This window comes from Catellatospora vulcania (assembly GCF_009720385.1).
Classification (GTDB): Bacteria; Actinomycetota; Actinomycetes; order Mycobacteriales; family Micromonosporaceae; genus Catellatospora; species Catellatospora vulcania.
On the sequence record NZ_WARX01000034.1, the window covers coordinates 93156 to 106732 of the forward strand.

A 13577-nucleotide genomic window follows, 5' to 3' on the forward strand; every position below is an offset into this window, starting at 1 on the left:
GGTCACGCGCCGTCGCGCAGTGCCCCGGCGACGGAGTCGGCCAGCAGCCGTGACCTGCCTTCGTCGAGGCCGGCCTGGGCGCACTTGTCGAGCACGATGGAACGGACACGGGCCAGCTGGGCGTCGTCGAGGTGGGGAGCGGCAGGCTCGGTGACGGCGTCCGCGCCACCGCGGGCCCGCCGCAGCGACAGCCTCGCCCGGACCGCGGAGCCGTACTGCTCGGTGAGGTAGCGCACGACTTCGGTGACCGCGGCCAGCACCACCGGAGTCATGAGGGCGGCCAGCGTCTCCACGCCGAAGCCGAGCATCTCGTCATCGCCGGGCCCGCGGGCCGTGAGCCGTGCGGGGTCCTTGCGATAGGCGGCGTCAAGCACCGTGAACAGCTCGTCCTCTTCGGGGGCGACCTGCGCGGCAACCCAGCGGGCCAGGTCCTGTTCAGCGGTGATGATGTCGGGGTCCACGCACGGAAGGATAGGTTCCGGTAACCCTATGTCAGCAGCAGGTGTCTATTTGCTGACAGATGTGGTCGATTCCTCCGGGGCCGGGCGGCCCACCGGACTCTGCCACGGCACCCGCTCGGTGAATTCGGGCCGCGGCCGGTCGCCGTTCAGCGACCGTCCCCGGATCCTTCACCTGGGCAGTCGACGCTGCGACGGCCTGGCGGCTCGGCCCAGTGGGGCAACCCCCAGGCGCTCGACGGCACGACGTGCTGCTCGTGAGGACGCGACCGGCCGCGCCGGTCCGGCCGCCGCCACGCCCGATCCCGGGGGAGCCCGTGCACACCTTCCTTGTCATGGCAGCCGCCGCCACGGTGCTCCTGCTCCTGCTCCTGTTCCTCGGCCGCCGCGTGTTCCTGACCGACGACCCGGCGCAGGGTCTGCTCTGCCGCCTCGATCCCGACGCACCTCCGGGCACCGCCTGGTGCGCGGAGTGCGGAGGCTGAGCCGCCGACTCAGGTTGCGCCGTTGAGGTAGGCCAGCACCGCCAGCACGCGGCGGTTGTCGTCATCGGACGGCGCGAGGTCGAGCTTGCCGAAGATGCTGGCCGTGTGCTTGCCGACCGCGCTCTCCGACAGGAACAGCCGCTGCCCGATCGCCGCGTTGGAGCGCCCCTCCGCCATCAGCTCCAGCACCTCCCGCTCGCGCGGCGTGAGCCGGGCCAGCGGCACGTTGCGGGCAGGCTGCTGGAGCAGCTTCGCGATGACCTCCGGGTCCATCGCGGTGCCGCCCCCGGCGACCCGGCGCACCGCGTCGAGGAACTGGTCGGCGTTGAACACCCGGTCCTTGAGCAGGTATCCGATCCCGCCCGTGCCGTCGGCCAGCAGCTCGCGGGCGTACAGCTGCTCGACGTGCTGCGACAGCACCAGCACCGGCAGGCCAGGCACCTGCCGCCGCGCGGTCAGCGCCGCCTGCAGCCCCTCGTCGGTGTTGGTCGGCGGCAGCCGCACGTCGACGACGGCCACGTCGGGGCGGTGCGCCAGCAGGGCGGCGAGCAGGTCGGGGCCGGTCTCCACGGCGGCGACGACGGTGCAGTCGTGCGCCTCCAGCAGGCGGACCAGCCCCTCCCTCAGGAGGTAGAGGTCCTCGGCGAGGACAACGCGCACGGTATCTCCAGGGTCAGCACGGTCGGGCCGCCCTGCGGGCTGTGCAGGGCGAGGGTTCCGTCGAATGTAGCGAGTCGCCGGCGCAGCCCGTGCAGCCCGCCGCCGTGGGTGGGCTCGGCCCCGCCGCGGCCGTCGTCGGTGACGGTGACCCGCAGCAGGCCGCCGGTGTGCCGGATGTCGACGCCGACCCGGCCGGCCTGGGCGTGCCGGGCGGCGTTGGCCAGCGCCTCGGCGACGGCGAAGTAGGCGGCCGTGGCGACCGGCGCGGGCGGCTGCCCGGCCAGGTCGGCACGCACCTCGACGGGCAGCGCGGCGTCCAGGGCCAGCGCGCGCACCGCGTCGGCGAGGCCGCGTTCGGCGAGCACCGGCGGGTGGATGCCGCGGACCAGGTCGCGCAGCTCGGCCAGGGCGGCGGCGGAGGTCTCCCGGGCCTGGGCCAGCAGCACGCGGGCGGCGGCGGGATCGCGGTCCATCAGCTGCTCGACGGTGCCCAGGCTCAGCCCGACCGCGACCAGGCGGGCCTGCGCGCCGTCGTGCAGGTCGCGTTCGATGCGGCGCAGTTCGGCACTGCTCGCGTCGACGGCTTCGGCCCGGGTCTGCGCCAGGTGCTCGACCCGCTGGGTCAGCTCCGCGGAGCGGCTCGGCGCGAGCAGCAGCCGCGCCCAGCCGGTGATCAGCCGCAGCACGGGGCCGGCCAGCAGCACGCCGAGCAGGCCGAGGGCGAGGCCGATCGGGATCGACAGCCAGCCGGGCACGGCGTCGAGGAAGGGCATGCCCAGGGTCATCAGCTGCCAGGTGTACCAGGGGCTGACCCACACGCCGGTGATCAGGCCGAACGGCACGCCCCACAGCGGCCAGAACAGGGCCTGCCAGAACAGCCCGAAGTAGCCCGCGCCGATCAGCACGCCGGGGACCACCGCGAGCAGGGCCGCCAGTGGCGCGGTCGCCATCCAGGCCAGGTCGCGCCAGGTGGCCGAGTCGCCGAGGATCCACGGGAAGAAGCCGGCACGGCGCGCACCGTCGCGGGTGGCGTAGAGGGTGCGCCCGACCCGGTAGCGGCCGTCGGGTCCGGGCTCGGGTACGGGCTCACGCTGCCGGTACGGGTCGGGCATCGGCTCGCCGTCGCCCCACTTCACGCACAGGCGCCGGTAGTGGTTGAGCATCGGCCGGATCGCGTACGCCAGCCAGGCGATGCCGAACCCGCCGCTGACCAGGGTCAGCAGCAGCGTCAGCAGGAACACCGCGAACCCGGTCAGCGACAGCCCGAGCAGCAGCGCCGCCTGCCACGTGTCGTGCCCGCCCTTGCGCAGCCAGGCCCCGATCCCGGAGGACTGCCACCAGGTCAGTCCCGGGTGGCCGAGCCACTGCCGCGCCCAGCGGCCGTGGGCGCGCAGCAGGGCGGGGCCGGCGAGCACACCGGCGACGATCGCGGCGAGGCCCGCCGCGAGCACAGCCCAACCGGGCATCGTCACGCCGGGCCAGGCCACCAGGTCGGTCAGCCCGGCGTCGGCCAGCATCCGGCGTCCCGGACCGGTCACCCCCGCGACCAGCACCACTCCCGCCAGGACGAACCCCGGCGCGAGCAGCGCGACCAGGCCCCCGATCGGCGCGAGCAGCACCAGCCACATCCAGTCCCGGGCCGTCGCCGGGTCGTCGCTCAGCCACTGCATGCGCAGGAAGAACGCGGGATAGTGCCGGGTCTTGAACAGCTGGCCCTCGTGCTCGTACCAGCCGTCGGGGCGGCGCGGCGGGGTGGGCACCGGGCCCTCGCGGTACGGCAGGTCGATCACCACGCCGCTCCACGCGCCGGCCAGCCGGCGGGACAGCGAGTTCAGCCGCCGCACCAGCAGCAGCACGTGCGGGTAGGTGACGATCGCGCCGATCGACATCATCAGCGGCAGCGAGGCGACGAATCCGAAGACCGCGAGCAGCGCGAGGGCGACGCAGCGCAGCGGGGCGAGGGCGTACGACCGGAACATGCGACACATCGTCGCCGATCGGCCGGGCTGTTGGCACTGCTCGTGGGCACCCGGAGGGGGTGGGGTTTCCTACACCCGTCTCGGCGCGCAACCGCATACCGGCGCTCGCATGGCGTCTCTACCGTCTATCGGCATGACAGTCATCGAAGTCAACGGGCTCACCAAGCGGTACGGCGACCGCACGGTCGTCGACGGCGTCTCCTTCACCGTCGCCGAGGGCGAGATCTTCGGCATCCTCGGCGAGAACGGCGCCGGCAAGACCACCACGGTCGAGTGCATCTCCGGCCTGCGTACCCCCGACGCGGGCACCATCAGCGTGTTCGGCCTGGACACCCGCGGCGACCGGGAGCAGTTGCGCCGACTGATCGGCGTGCAGCTGCAGGAGAGCCAGCTGCAGGACCGGCTGCGCGTCGGCGAGGCCATGCAGCTGTACTCCTCCTTCTACCCCGACCCCGCCGACTGGCGCGAGCTGCTGGCCGCGGTCGGGCTGACCGAGCAGGTACGGATGCCGTACGCGAAGCTGTCCGGCGGGCAGAAGCAGCGCCTGTCGATCGCGCTGGCGCTGATCGGCAACCCGCGCGTGGCGATCCTGGACGAGCTCACCACCGGCCTGGACCCGCGGGCGCGGCGCGAGACGTGGAAGCTGATCCGCCAGATCCGCGACCGGGGAGTGACCGTCCTGCTGGTCACGCACTTCATGGACGAGGCCGAGCGGCTGTGCGACCGGCTCGCCGTGTTCGACGGCGGCCGCATCGTCGCACTGGACACCCCCGCGGCGCTGATCGCGAACGTCGGCGACGTCGACGGCTACCGCGCGAACCTCGAGGACGCGTTCCTCGCCCTGACCGGCACCGGCCGCGACAACTGAAAAGGAGCAACCATGTCCGCCCTGACCCGACTGGCCGGCAGCGAGGCCCGGCTGTTCCTGCGCGAGCCGATGAGCTTCTTCTTCGCGCTGGCCTTCCCCACCGTGCTGGTGGTCGTGCTCGGCAACGCCATCCCCGCCTTCAGCGAGCCGTCCCCCGACTTCGGCGGCGAGCGTCCGATCAACCTGTACCTGCCCGTGGTGCTGGCTCTGGCCGTCGGCACCGTCACCATGACCAGCCTGCTCAGCGTGCTCTCGCAGTACCGCGAGCGCGGCGTGCTCAAGCGGCTGGCGACCACGCCGGTCAAGCCGTCCACCCTGATCGGCGCGCAGCTCGCCGTGAACATCGCGGCGCTGGTCGCCGGCGCGGCACTGATGATGGCGGCCGCCGCGGTGGTGTTCGGCAGCCGCGGGCCCGAGAACTGGCCGGCGCTGCTGGTCGCGTTCCTGCTCGGCAGCGCGGCGATGATCGGGGTGGCGCTGTTCATCGCCGCGGTGACTCCGAACGCCCGCGCCTCGGCGGGCGTCGGCAGCCTGGTGTACTTCCCGATGCTGTTCTTCGCCGGGGTGTGGACCCCGGGCGACATGATGCCCGAGGGCGCGCGGCGCGTCGCCGACTTCACCCCGCTGGGCGCGGCGTCGCAGGCTCTGCAGGACGCCTGGCACGGCGGCTGGCCGCAGCCCCTGCACCTGGCTGTCACTGCCGCTTACGCCGTGGTCACGGGCATCCTCGCGATTCGGCTGTTCCGCTGGCAGTGACACGCTCGAAGGGCCGCGCTGCACCCGAAGGGTGGGGCGCGGCCCTTTTCGCCTGTCCAAGCACCCGGCACTGTGCTGTGCGCATCGGTCCCGCGGGTCCAGGCTCACCGATGCAGCGGGGCGCGGACGCGCGCAGAGGCAGGACCGGGTGCGGTCCTGCCTCTGCGAAAGTACGGTCAGATCGTGCCGGGGGGCAGGGGATCGCGGGTTTCCTCGATGACCTGCCGCTCGGCGGGCGCGGTGGTCACCACGCTGCGGCTGCGGCTACGGCTGCTCCAGATGGTGAGGGTCAGCACCATCCCGACCGCGCCGACGACCATCAGGATCCAACCGACCACGTCCAGGTCAAGCCCACTAATGCTCACATCCAGGGCGAATGTGAGGATCGCGCCCAATGCGATCAGGAATAGGCTCGCGCCGATACCCATGTCAGCCTCCTCTTGGCGACTATCGCCTCGCCAGCGGCTATACCCGGTCGTGCGCGTCGCCAACCACCTGGTTTCCGGGATCTCGGTGGTGATTCAGCACCGCGTGCGGATCGGCGGGCGACCCGGCCGGATCGGCGTGCACCATCGCCGCGGTCAGCTTCGGCACCGCGTGCAGCAGCCGGTGCTCGGCGTCGACCGCGATCGCGTGCGCCCGGGTCACGGTCAGCTCCGCGTCGACGGCCACCGCGCACTCCGCCCGCAGCCGGTGCCCGATCCAGCGCAGCCGCACCTCGCCCACGTCGAGCACGCCCGGGGTGCCGCGCAGCGTCTGCTCGACCGCGTCGACCAGCTTCGGGTCCACCGCGTCCATCAGCCGCCGGTACACCTCCCGCGCGGCGTCCTTGAGCACCAGCAGGATCGCCACCGTGATGAGCAGGCCCACCACCGGGTCCGCCCACCACCAGCCCAGCGCCGCGCCGCCCGCGCCGAGCAGCACCGCGAGCGAGGTGAAGCCGTCGGTGCGCGCGTGCAGCCCGTCCGCGACCAGCGCCGCCGAGCCGATGCGCCGCCCGACGACGATGCGGTACCGGGCCACCAGCTCGTTGCCCGCGAAGCCGATCAGTGCCGCCGCGGCGACGTAGGGCAGGTGGCGTACCTCCTGCGGGTCCAGCAGCCGGCGGAAGGCCTCGTACCCGGCCAGCGCCGCCGACGCCGCGATGGTCAGCACGATGAAGATGCCGGCGAGGTCCTCGGCCCTGCCGTAGCCGTAGGTGTACGAGCGGGTCGGGCGGCGGCGGCCGAGCAGGAACGCGACGCCCAGCGGCACCGCGGTCAGCGCGTCCGCGACGTTGTGCAGCGTGTCGCCGAGCAGGGCGACCGAGTGGGAGTAGTACACGACGACGGCCTGCAGCACCGCGGTGATGCCCAGCACCACCAGGGAGATCCACAGGGCGCGCAAGCCTTCGCGGGACGACTCCATCGCGGAGTCCACCTTGTCCGCGGCGTCATGCGAGTGCGGGCTGAACAGGTGGCCGAGCTGGTGCTTCAGCCGGGACAGCACACCAGTGTGGGCGTGGTCGTGCCCGTCGGCGTGGTCGTGGCCGTGGGCGTGGTCGTGCCCGCGGGCGTGGTCGTGGCCGCTCGCACCATGGTCGTGCGGGACATGACCGTGATCGTCGTGGCCGTGGTCGCCGTGGCCGCTGTGGTCGTGGCGGTGCTCGTCACTCATGGCGTGCCTCCCGCGCCCACTAAAGCAGAAGTCGATCGTGCGCGCTTCTCAGCACGCCGCGCTGCCGCCACGTGCCCACGCCGGCCGCCGCGTGTCATGGCCCGTCGAGCGGATAAGCGACGTCGGGCACCACCTCGATGGGAAAGATCTCCGCATGCACCGCGGCGTGCGCGTGTGCGTCGGCGAAGGCGGCCTCCTTGGCCCCTGGTTCGTCCGGCCTCTGCTCGCCGACCCAGTCGCATTGGCAGACCGCCCAGTAGAACGGCTGGTAGTTGTCCTTGTCCTCGACATATGCCACGTGCACCCGTTCGGTCACGTCGCGCTTCTTCCACCATGCCATCGACCGCTCCCGTCAGCGCCGCAGGTGATGCGACCCGCAACGTATCCGGCCGGGGCACGCTCCACCGCCCCGCATCCGCGGCGCCGGTCAGGCCTCGCCCTCGATCCGGTCCGCGAGCCGGTCGACAGCGGCCATCAGCTCGTCGCCTTCGAAGAGCACCGCGTCGTTGTGGTCCGCGCCCTCGACCGGCGTGATCTCGACCGCGCCTGCCGCCGCCTTCGCCACCGCGAGGCTCTGCTCCGCAGGCACGACCGAGTCCTCGGTGCCGTACACCACGCCGGTGGGCACCGCGATCCCCGCGATCTGCGCGGCCACCGGGAACCGGTCGCGCAGCATGAGGCGTACCGGCAGGAACGGGTAGTGTTCGGCGGCGGTCGCAGCCAGGTCCGTGAACGGCGAGCGCAGCAGCAGTCCGGCGGGCGGATGCTCCACGGCCAGGCCGGTGACCACGGCGCAGCCCAGGCTCTCTCCGAAGTAGATGATCCGGTCCGGGCGCGCCTTCGCCTCGTCCACGAGGTGGCGGTACGCCGCACGGGCGTCCAGGGCCAGTCCCGCTTCGCTGGGGCTGCCCGGATTGCCGCCGTACCCTCGATAGTCCATCAGCAGCACGGTGAACCCGCGGGCCGACAGCGCCCGCGCGACCGGGGCCCGCCCGGCCCGGTTGCCCGCGTTGCCGCCGGCGACCAGCACGGTCAGGTCGCGGTCCGCACCGGTCGGCGGCACCAGCCAAGCGGTCAGCGCCAACCCGTCGGTGGTGTGCAGGGTGACGTCGTGCGCGCCCGGGATCGTCTGGGCGGCCGGGCCGGGGTGCGCGGTGTCCGGCAGGAAGATCAGCCGTCGCTGCAGCAGCCACAACGCGGTCACCAGCACCACGATGACCAGCAGCACGATCAGCGCCGGGCGTACCAGCGACGAGGCCTTCAGCACCGCTCCATTCTCACCCGGCAGCCGATGCGGCGGGCGGTCCGCCCCTGCCGCGCGCTGACCTCCTCCCCCGCAGCCCGCGCCACGGCCTGAGTTAAGAAGGTGCCCTTCCTCTACGTATAGCGATGGGAAGGTGCCCTTCCTTTCATCGGTCGGTGGTTAAGCGGAGGCCTAGGGTGAGGAGGACGGTGCCGGCGAGGGCGTCGGTGAGGCGGCGGATGCGGGCAGGCGTGGCGGAGTCGCCGGTCCACCAGCGGCGGGCCAGGTCGATGCCGCCGATGAGCAGGGCGAACCAGACCATCGCCTCGACGTCGTGGACCAGGGCGAGCAGCAGGCCCATGGGCAGGGCGGCGACGCCGTCGGGCAGGAACTGCGGGAGCATCGCGACGTAGAAGAGGCCGACCTTGGGGTTGAGCAGGTTGGTCAGGCAGCCGGTGGCGAAGGCGCGCCGGGCCGAGCCGGTCGCGGGTGCCGGAGTCATCGCGGCCGGGGCGGGGACATCTGCGCGGCGGGAGCGCCAGGCGTCGCGCAGCATCAGCACGCCGATGACGGCCAGATAGATCCCGCCCGCCACGCGCATCACGGTGTATGCGGTCGTGCCGGCCAGCAGCAGGGCGGAGACTCCGGCGGCCGCGGCCGCGCCCCAGACCAGCGCGCCGGTGCAGATGCCCGCGGCGGTGGCGTACGCGTGCCGGCGGCCTCGCGCCACTGCGACGCGTAGCACCAGCGCCGTGTCCACCCCGGGAATGATCGTGAGTACTCCGGCGACGAGCGCGAACGAGACGACGGCCGACGTGATGGTCACGCACCGCAGTCTCTCATTGTCCGGCGGCGAACGCCTCGACGCCATCACCGTGCTCGCCGGGCTCCTCGGGCTTCCCGGGCACGGCGCACGCTTCCCGGTCCTGGCCGAGACCATGGCCGCGGCAGCCGCCGAGGGCGGCCAGGACCCAGGCTTTCGAGTTCGACCTGGACCGTATCCTCGACGGTCTGCAGACCCTGATCGCGTCGAGGCGACAGGCACGCCGCCGACGCTCCTGGCGTCAGCGCGGAGACCAGCCCGCGGCTGTCCTCACGACATCCTGGGCGAGGTGCGGACTGCCGCACGGGAAGGTGTGTGGCTGCTGTACCGGGAAATCCTGGAGAACCCGCAGGTCGGGTCGGCCAGCTACGCGTACGAGATCTTGCCTGGTGGAAGACTCCGAGCACCGGCTGCGCGAGATGCGGCACGCGCTGGCCGGCAAGCTCAGCTTCGACCTGCTGTACGACGAATAGCGGCGCGATAACGGCTGCGCTGTCAAGCCCGCCGGCCGCTACCGTCGGGCGATGCGCGTGGTCGGAATCGAGCTGAGAACCTTGACCGGACTGGCCTACCGTCAGGCTCGGCCGGGCGGCGGCACCGAGTCGGTGCGGCTGCCGGTGCAGCGGCTGGCCGTGGCACGGGTCCCCGAGGACTGCGACGGCGTACTGGTCGCGGGCGACCTGCAGGGCGTCGCCCCGTCGCCGTACGGCGGCGCAGCCGTGCTGCTCGGTGTCGCGCTCGCCGACCACCTGGCCGGATGGGCGGAGCAGGGCCTCGTGCCGCCACCGGACCGGCTCGCCGTGGTGCTCGCCGGCGACCTCTACTCCGCGCCCACGGCCGACGTGCGCGGCGCGTCCGGTGACGTCGCCGAGGTCTGGCTCGCCTTCGCCGCCGCCGGTTGCCGGCTCGTCACGGGTGTGCTCGGCAACCACGACGTGCTGCGGCTGTCCGATCTGGCCGGACTGGACCCGGCCCCGGTCCCGCTCGACGGTGACGCGGTCACCCGAGGCGGAATGCGCTTCGCCGGTGTGAGCGGCATCGTCGGCGATCCCGCCCGGCCGGGCCGCCGTGCCGAGCCCGACCAGCTCACCCGGCTTGACCGGGCGCTGGCCACCACTCCCGACCTGCTCGTGCTGCACGAGGGCCCGACCGGCCGACGACCGGATCAGCGCGGCAACGCCGTGATCGCCGAGCGGGTGCGCCGCGCCGGGCCGCCGCTGACCGTCTGCGGCCACGTGCACTGGCCCGAACCGCTGTCGCCGCTGGGCGACGGACATGTGCTCAACGTGGACTCCCGCGCCGTCCTGCTGACGCCCGGCCAGTGACCCCCAGCCCCGCCCGGGTGGCGGGGCTGGGGGTCATCACAGCGCGCACCGCATCCCACGTCGATAAGGTGCCCCTCCGCTACCTACAGCGATGTGAAGGTGCCCTTCCTTTCCGCGGGGTGGGGCGGGGTCAGCGGATGGGGTCGGTGGTCCAGGGGGTCTGGTCGGCGGGTTGGGCGATGGTGGTCAGGTCGGTGGTGCCGAGCACCTGGATGCGGCGGTAGAGGCCGACCAGGCCGTCGCCGCCGACCAGCTGCGTGGTCGCCGCGTCGGTGCTGGACACGGCCACGAACGGGCCGGGGTCGCCGTACACGGCCAGGTCGGTCGCGCCGGTCGGGGACTCCTGCTTGACCGCGCGGCGGCCGTCGACGGTCGTGTTGCTGCGGTCGCCGGTCCAGCCGTACCCGGGGATGATCGCCTCGGCCCGCACGCCCAGCGTGGACTGCGGTGTCGTGCTCCCGGCGCAGTAGGGTCCGGCCGTGAACATCAGGACGCTGCTCCATCCGGTCTTCGAGCGCTCGGTCACCGACGCCGCAGCCAGGTGCAGGTCCTGCGGGACGCCGCCGACCACCAGCGGGAAGCGCAGCGACTCGATGCCGTAGCGCAGGTCGCCGACGATCCCGGCCAGCGCGCGCAGGCCGGCCGGCGTATCGTCACCGGCCCGGTCGACCAGGTCCTTGCCGATCGCCTCCGCCCACGCACCGGGTGCGTACTCCCAGCGCAGCCGCCCGTCGACCAGTTTCGCGGGCTTGCCCTGCACCGCCGGAGCGGCCAGGTCCGCGGTCGGTGTGGGCCTGCTTCCGGACGGCGGGCGGACCAGGTTCGCGGCGGCCGAGCACTCGCGGTGCGGCGTGACACCGCGCGGGAAGAAGGTCACCGCCACCTGGGCGCCGATGCTGCGCTCCGGCAACCCGGCCTCGATGGTGTATCCGCCCTGCTCCCCCGCCTGCACGAGGGTGGTCCGGGGCACCATGCCCGCGGGCAGCGTCCCGAAGCGGGCGAAACGCACCAGCGGGTCGAAGGAGACCGGGGCCTGGGCGGGCGGCGTCACGGTGAACGCGATCGGGGCGACCGGCGCGTCGGCGGCAGCGGCCTGCACCGAGGCGGGTGCGGTATCGGGGGCTGGGGTGGAGGCGGCGCCGCCGAGCTGCATCGCGCCGGCGGTCACTGCGGCCACGAGCAGGGCGGCGCATCCCGCGATCGCCCACCGGGCCGCGCCGCGGCGGCGCGACGCGGGTGCGGCGGGCGGGGCGACGCCGTCCCCATCGGGCGGGGCATCCGGCCGCGGCGAAGCGTCGGGATCGGGCGAGGCGGGCTGCGCGGGCAGCTGGCTCATGGCAGGCTCCGGGGGGCGAGGGGGGCGGCGAGGCTGTTTGAGCACTCGCTCAAGCCAGAGGATAGTGCCTTTTGAGCAATCGCTCAAGTCGGCGCTCCAGCTGCCGAAACATGAGATCGGACGCTGTCGGGATCGGAACCGTTACACCGCCGCGTACACGGGTAACGTCGTTGCCATGCCACTTCGCATCGAGGACTACGCGGTCATCGGCGACACCCAGACCGCGGCACTCGTCGGCAACGACGGGTCGATCGACTGGCTCTGCCTGCCCAGGTTCGACTCCGGCGCGATCTTCGCGGCGCTGCTTGGCGAACCCGAACACGGCCGCTGGCAGATCGCCCCGGCCACCCCGATCCGCGCGGTGCGGCGGCGCTACCGCGGCGACACGCTCGTACTGGAGACGGAGTTCGACACCGACGAGGGCACCGTACGGCTGGTCGACTTCATGCCGCCGCGCGGCGAGGCCGCCGACGTGGTGCGCATCGTCGAGGGCGTGCACGGCCGGGTGCCGATGCGGATGGACCTGCGGCTGCGCTTCGACTACGGGCACGTCGTGCCCTGGGTGCGCCGCGTCGACACGGACACGGTGGCCATCGCCGGACCGGACGCGGTGTGGCTGCGCACCCCGGTCGCGCTGCACGGGGAGAACCTGGCGACGGTCGCCGACTTCAGCGTCGGCGCGGGCTTCCACGTGCCGTTCGTGCTGACCTGGCGCGAGTCGCACCTGCCCACCCCGCACCCGGTGGACCCGATAGTGGCCCTGGAGGGCACCGTCTCGTACTGGGAGGAGTGGATCGCCGGCTGCACCTACGAGGGGCCGTGGCGTGAGGCGGTGGTCCGCTCCCTGCTCACCCTCAAGGCCCTGACCTACGGTCCGACCGGCGGCATCGTCGCCGCGGCGACCACCTCGCTGCCCGAGCAGCTGGGCGGGGTGCGCAACTGGGACTACCGCTACTGCTGGCTGCGCGATGCCACCATCACCCTGCAGTCGCTGATGTACGCCGGGTTCGTCGACGAGGCGCGGGCCTGGCGGTCCTGGCTGCTGCGGGCCATCGCGGGCGACCCCTCCAAGCTGCAGATCATGTACGGCGTCGCGGGCGAGCGCCTGCTCACCGAGCGCATCGCGGAGTGGCTGCCCGGCTACTGCGGCAAGCCGGTGCGCATCGGCAACGCCGCCTCCGAGCAGTTCCAGCTCGACGTGTACGGCGAGGTCATGGACGCGCTGCACCAGGCCCGCAAGGCCGGGCTGGAGTACGACCAGCACACCTGGGATCTGCAGCGGGCGCTGATGAGTTTCGTGTCGGAGAACTGGACCCGGCCCGACGACGGCATCTGGGAGGTGCGCGGCGGGGCGCAGCAGTTCACCCACTCCAAGCTGATGGCCTGGGTCGCCGCCGACCGCGCGGTCAAGGACGCCGAGCAGTTCGGCCAGACCGGCCCGGTGGAGCACTGGCGGGAACTGCGTGAGCAGATCCGGGCCGACATCCTCGCCAAGGGCTGGGACCCGATCCGCCAGACGTTCACGCAGTACTACGGCTCGGTGGAGCTGGACGCGTCGCTGCTGATGATGCCGCTGGTCGGCTTCCTGCCCGCGACCGACGAGCGGGTGCGCGGCACGGTCGCCGCGATCGAGCGCGAGCTGATGAAGGACGGCTTCGTGCAGCGCTACACCCAGCAGCCGGAGCAGCACCCGGATGCCACCGTGGACGGCCTGCCGCCCGGCGAGGGCGCGTTCCTGGCCTGCACGTTCTGGCTGGCGCAGAACTACGCCCTGATGGGGCGCGTGGACGAGGCCCGCGACCTGTTCGAGCGGCTGCTGGAGCTGCGCAACGACGTGGGACTGCTGGCCGAGGAGTACGACTCCGACGCGCGCCGCCAGGTAGGCAACTTCCCGCAGGCGTTCAGCCACGTGCCCCTGATCGACACCGCGCGCCACCTCGCCGACGCGATGGGGCCGGAGGAGAACCGGCCCCGCGAGTGACCCGGTT

General features: G+C 72.9%; 14 protein-coding genes. 5 read left to right on the forward strand and 9 right to left on the reverse strand.

Going from position 1 to position 13577, the window contains the following annotated elements; genetic code table 11:
- Positions 1-2 precede the first annotated feature (2 nt).
- Entirely contained in the window at positions 3-461 is a 459-nt protein-coding gene (locus tag F6W97_RS37480; RefSeq protein ID WP_155375333.1) for a hypothetical protein, read from the reverse strand.
- Positions 462-793: 332 nt separating this feature from the next.
- Between F6W97_RS37480 and F6W97_RS37485 the strand changes: the two genes are divergently transcribed.
- Complete coding sequence (locus F6W97_RS37485; protein ID WP_155375334.1) at positions 794-943, forward strand: hypothetical protein; 150 nt, start codon at positions 794-796, stop codon at positions 941-943.
- 9 nt (positions 944-952) lie between these two features.
- Here F6W97_RS37485 and F6W97_RS37490 read toward each other — a convergent pair whose 3' ends face one another.
- The gene (locus F6W97_RS37490) at positions 953-1603 is read right to left on the reverse strand and encodes a response regulator transcription factor (RefSeq protein WP_155375335.1); all 651 of its coding nucleotides are present in this window, start codon (positions 1601-1603) and stop codon (positions 953-955) included.
- The gene (locus F6W97_RS37495; RefSeq protein ID WP_196279507.1) at positions 1567-3582 is read right to left on the reverse strand and encodes a sensor histidine kinase; all 2016 of its coding nucleotides are present in this window, start codon (positions 3580-3582) and stop codon (positions 1567-1569) included. Before F6W97_RS37495 ends, F6W97_RS37490 begins: the two co-directional genes overlap by 37 nt.
- 133 nt (positions 3583-3715) lie before the next feature.
- Here F6W97_RS37495 and F6W97_RS37500 point away from each other — a divergent pair, with 133 nt between their 5' ends.
- Together F6W97_RS37500 and F6W97_RS37505 are read left to right on the forward strand one after the other, a co-directional pair.
- The gene (locus F6W97_RS37500; RefSeq protein WP_155375337.1) at positions 3716-4450 is read left to right on the forward strand and encodes an ABC transporter ATP-binding protein; all 735 of its coding nucleotides are present in this window, start codon (positions 3716-3718) and stop codon (positions 4448-4450) included.
- A 12-nt stretch (positions 4451-4462) separates the two neighbouring features.
- The gene (locus tag F6W97_RS37505; protein ID WP_155375338.1) at positions 4463-5206 is read left to right on the forward strand and encodes an ABC transporter permease; all 744 of its coding nucleotides are present in this window, start codon (positions 4463-4465) and stop codon (positions 5204-5206) included.
- A 176-nt stretch (positions 5207-5382) separates the two neighbouring features.
- On the opposite strand, the gene F6W97_RS37510 is transcribed toward F6W97_RS37505, so the two are convergent.
- The 5 genes from F6W97_RS37510 to F6W97_RS37530 all read right to left on the reverse strand — a co-directional run bounded on the left by F6W97_RS37510 (position 5383) and on the right by F6W97_RS37530 (position 8931).
- Positions 5383-5634, reverse strand: coding sequence for a DUF6458 family protein (locus F6W97_RS37510; protein ID WP_155375339.1), 252 nt, complete (start codon positions 5632-5634; stop codon positions 5383-5385).
- A 37-nt stretch (positions 5635-5671) separates the two neighbouring features.
- Entirely contained in the window at positions 5672-6862 is a 1191-nt protein-coding gene (locus tag F6W97_RS37515; protein WP_155375340.1) for a cation diffusion facilitator family transporter, read from the reverse strand.
- 94 nt (positions 6863-6956) lie between these two features.
- On the reverse strand, positions 6957-7202 hold the full coding sequence (locus tag F6W97_RS37520) for a hypothetical protein (protein WP_155375341.1): 246 nt from the start codon (positions 7200-7202) through the stop codon (positions 6957-6959).
- An 87-nt stretch (positions 7203-7289) separates the two neighbouring features.
- Positions 7290-8129 carry an alpha/beta hydrolase gene (locus F6W97_RS37525; RefSeq protein ID WP_230687298.1) on the reverse strand — a complete coding sequence of 280 codons (840 nt, stop codon included), beginning with the start codon at positions 8127-8129 and terminating at the stop codon, positions 7290-7292.
- 142 nt (positions 8130-8271) lie between these two features.
- On the reverse strand, positions 8272-8931 hold the full coding sequence (locus F6W97_RS37530) for a LysE family translocator (RefSeq protein ID WP_155375342.1): 660 nt from the start codon (positions 8929-8931) through the stop codon (positions 8272-8274).
- 521 nt (positions 8932-9452) lie between these two features.
- On the opposite strand from F6W97_RS37530, the gene F6W97_RS37535 reads away from it, so the two are divergent.
- On the forward strand, positions 9453-10253 hold the full coding sequence (locus tag F6W97_RS37535; protein ID WP_155375343.1) for a metallophosphoesterase family protein: 801 nt from the start codon (positions 9453-9455) through the stop codon (positions 10251-10253).
- A 130-nt stretch (positions 10254-10383) separates the two neighbouring features.
- Here F6W97_RS37535 and F6W97_RS37540 read toward each other — a convergent pair whose 3' ends face one another.
- The gene (locus F6W97_RS37540) at positions 10384-11589 is read right to left on the reverse strand and encodes a hypothetical protein (RefSeq protein WP_155375344.1); all 1206 of its coding nucleotides are present in this window, start codon (positions 11587-11589) and stop codon (positions 10384-10386) included.
- Positions 11590-11764: 175 nt separating this feature from the next.
- On the opposite strand from F6W97_RS37540, the gene F6W97_RS37545 reads away from it, so the two are divergent.
- Positions 11765-13570: a glycoside hydrolase family 15 protein gene (locus tag F6W97_RS37545; RefSeq protein WP_155375345.1), complete on the forward strand. Its 1806-nt coding sequence runs from the start codon at positions 11765-11767 to the stop codon at positions 13568-13570.
- The last annotated feature ends 7 nt before the right edge of the window (positions 13571-13577 follow it).

Excerpts from the sequence above, each read along its gene's own strand:
- F6W97_RS37520 (WP_155375341.1), bottom strand. The coding sequence starts at position 7,202 with ATGGCATGGTGGAAGAAGCGCGACGTGACCGAACGGGTGCACGTGGCA.
- F6W97_RS37515 (WP_155375340.1), bottom strand. The coding sequence starts at position 6,862 with ATGAGTGACGAGCACCGCCACGACCACAGCGGCCACGGCGACCACGGC.
- F6W97_RS37540 (WP_155375344.1), bottom strand. The coding sequence starts at position 11,589 with ATGAGCCAGCTGCCCGCGCAGCCCGCCTCGCCCGATCCCGACGCTTCG.
- F6W97_RS37500 (WP_155375337.1), top strand. The coding sequence starts at position 3,716 with ATGACAGTCATCGAAGTCAACGGGCTCACCAAGCGGTACGGCGACCGC.
- F6W97_RS37505 (WP_155375338.1), top strand. The coding sequence starts at position 4,463 with ATGTCCGCCCTGACCCGACTGGCCGGCAGCGAGGCCCGGCTGTTCCTG.
- F6W97_RS37495 (WP_196279507.1), bottom strand. The coding sequence starts at position 3,582 with ATGTTCCGGTCGTACGCCCTCGCCCCGCTGCGCTGCGTCGCCCTCGCG.
- F6W97_RS37545 (WP_155375345.1), top strand. The coding sequence starts at position 11,765 with ATGCCACTTCGCATCGAGGACTACGCGGTCATCGGCGACACCCAGACC.
- F6W97_RS37510 (WP_155375339.1), bottom strand. The coding sequence starts at position 5,634 with ATGGGTATCGGCGCGAGCCTATTCCTGATCGCATTGGGCGCGATCCTC.
- F6W97_RS37485 (WP_155375334.1), top strand. The coding sequence starts at position 794 with ATGGCAGCCGCCGCCACGGTGCTCCTGCTCCTGCTCCTGTTCCTCGGC.
- F6W97_RS37535 (WP_155375343.1), top strand. The coding sequence starts at position 9,453 with ATGCGCGTGGTCGGAATCGAGCTGAGAACCTTGACCGGACTGGCCTAC.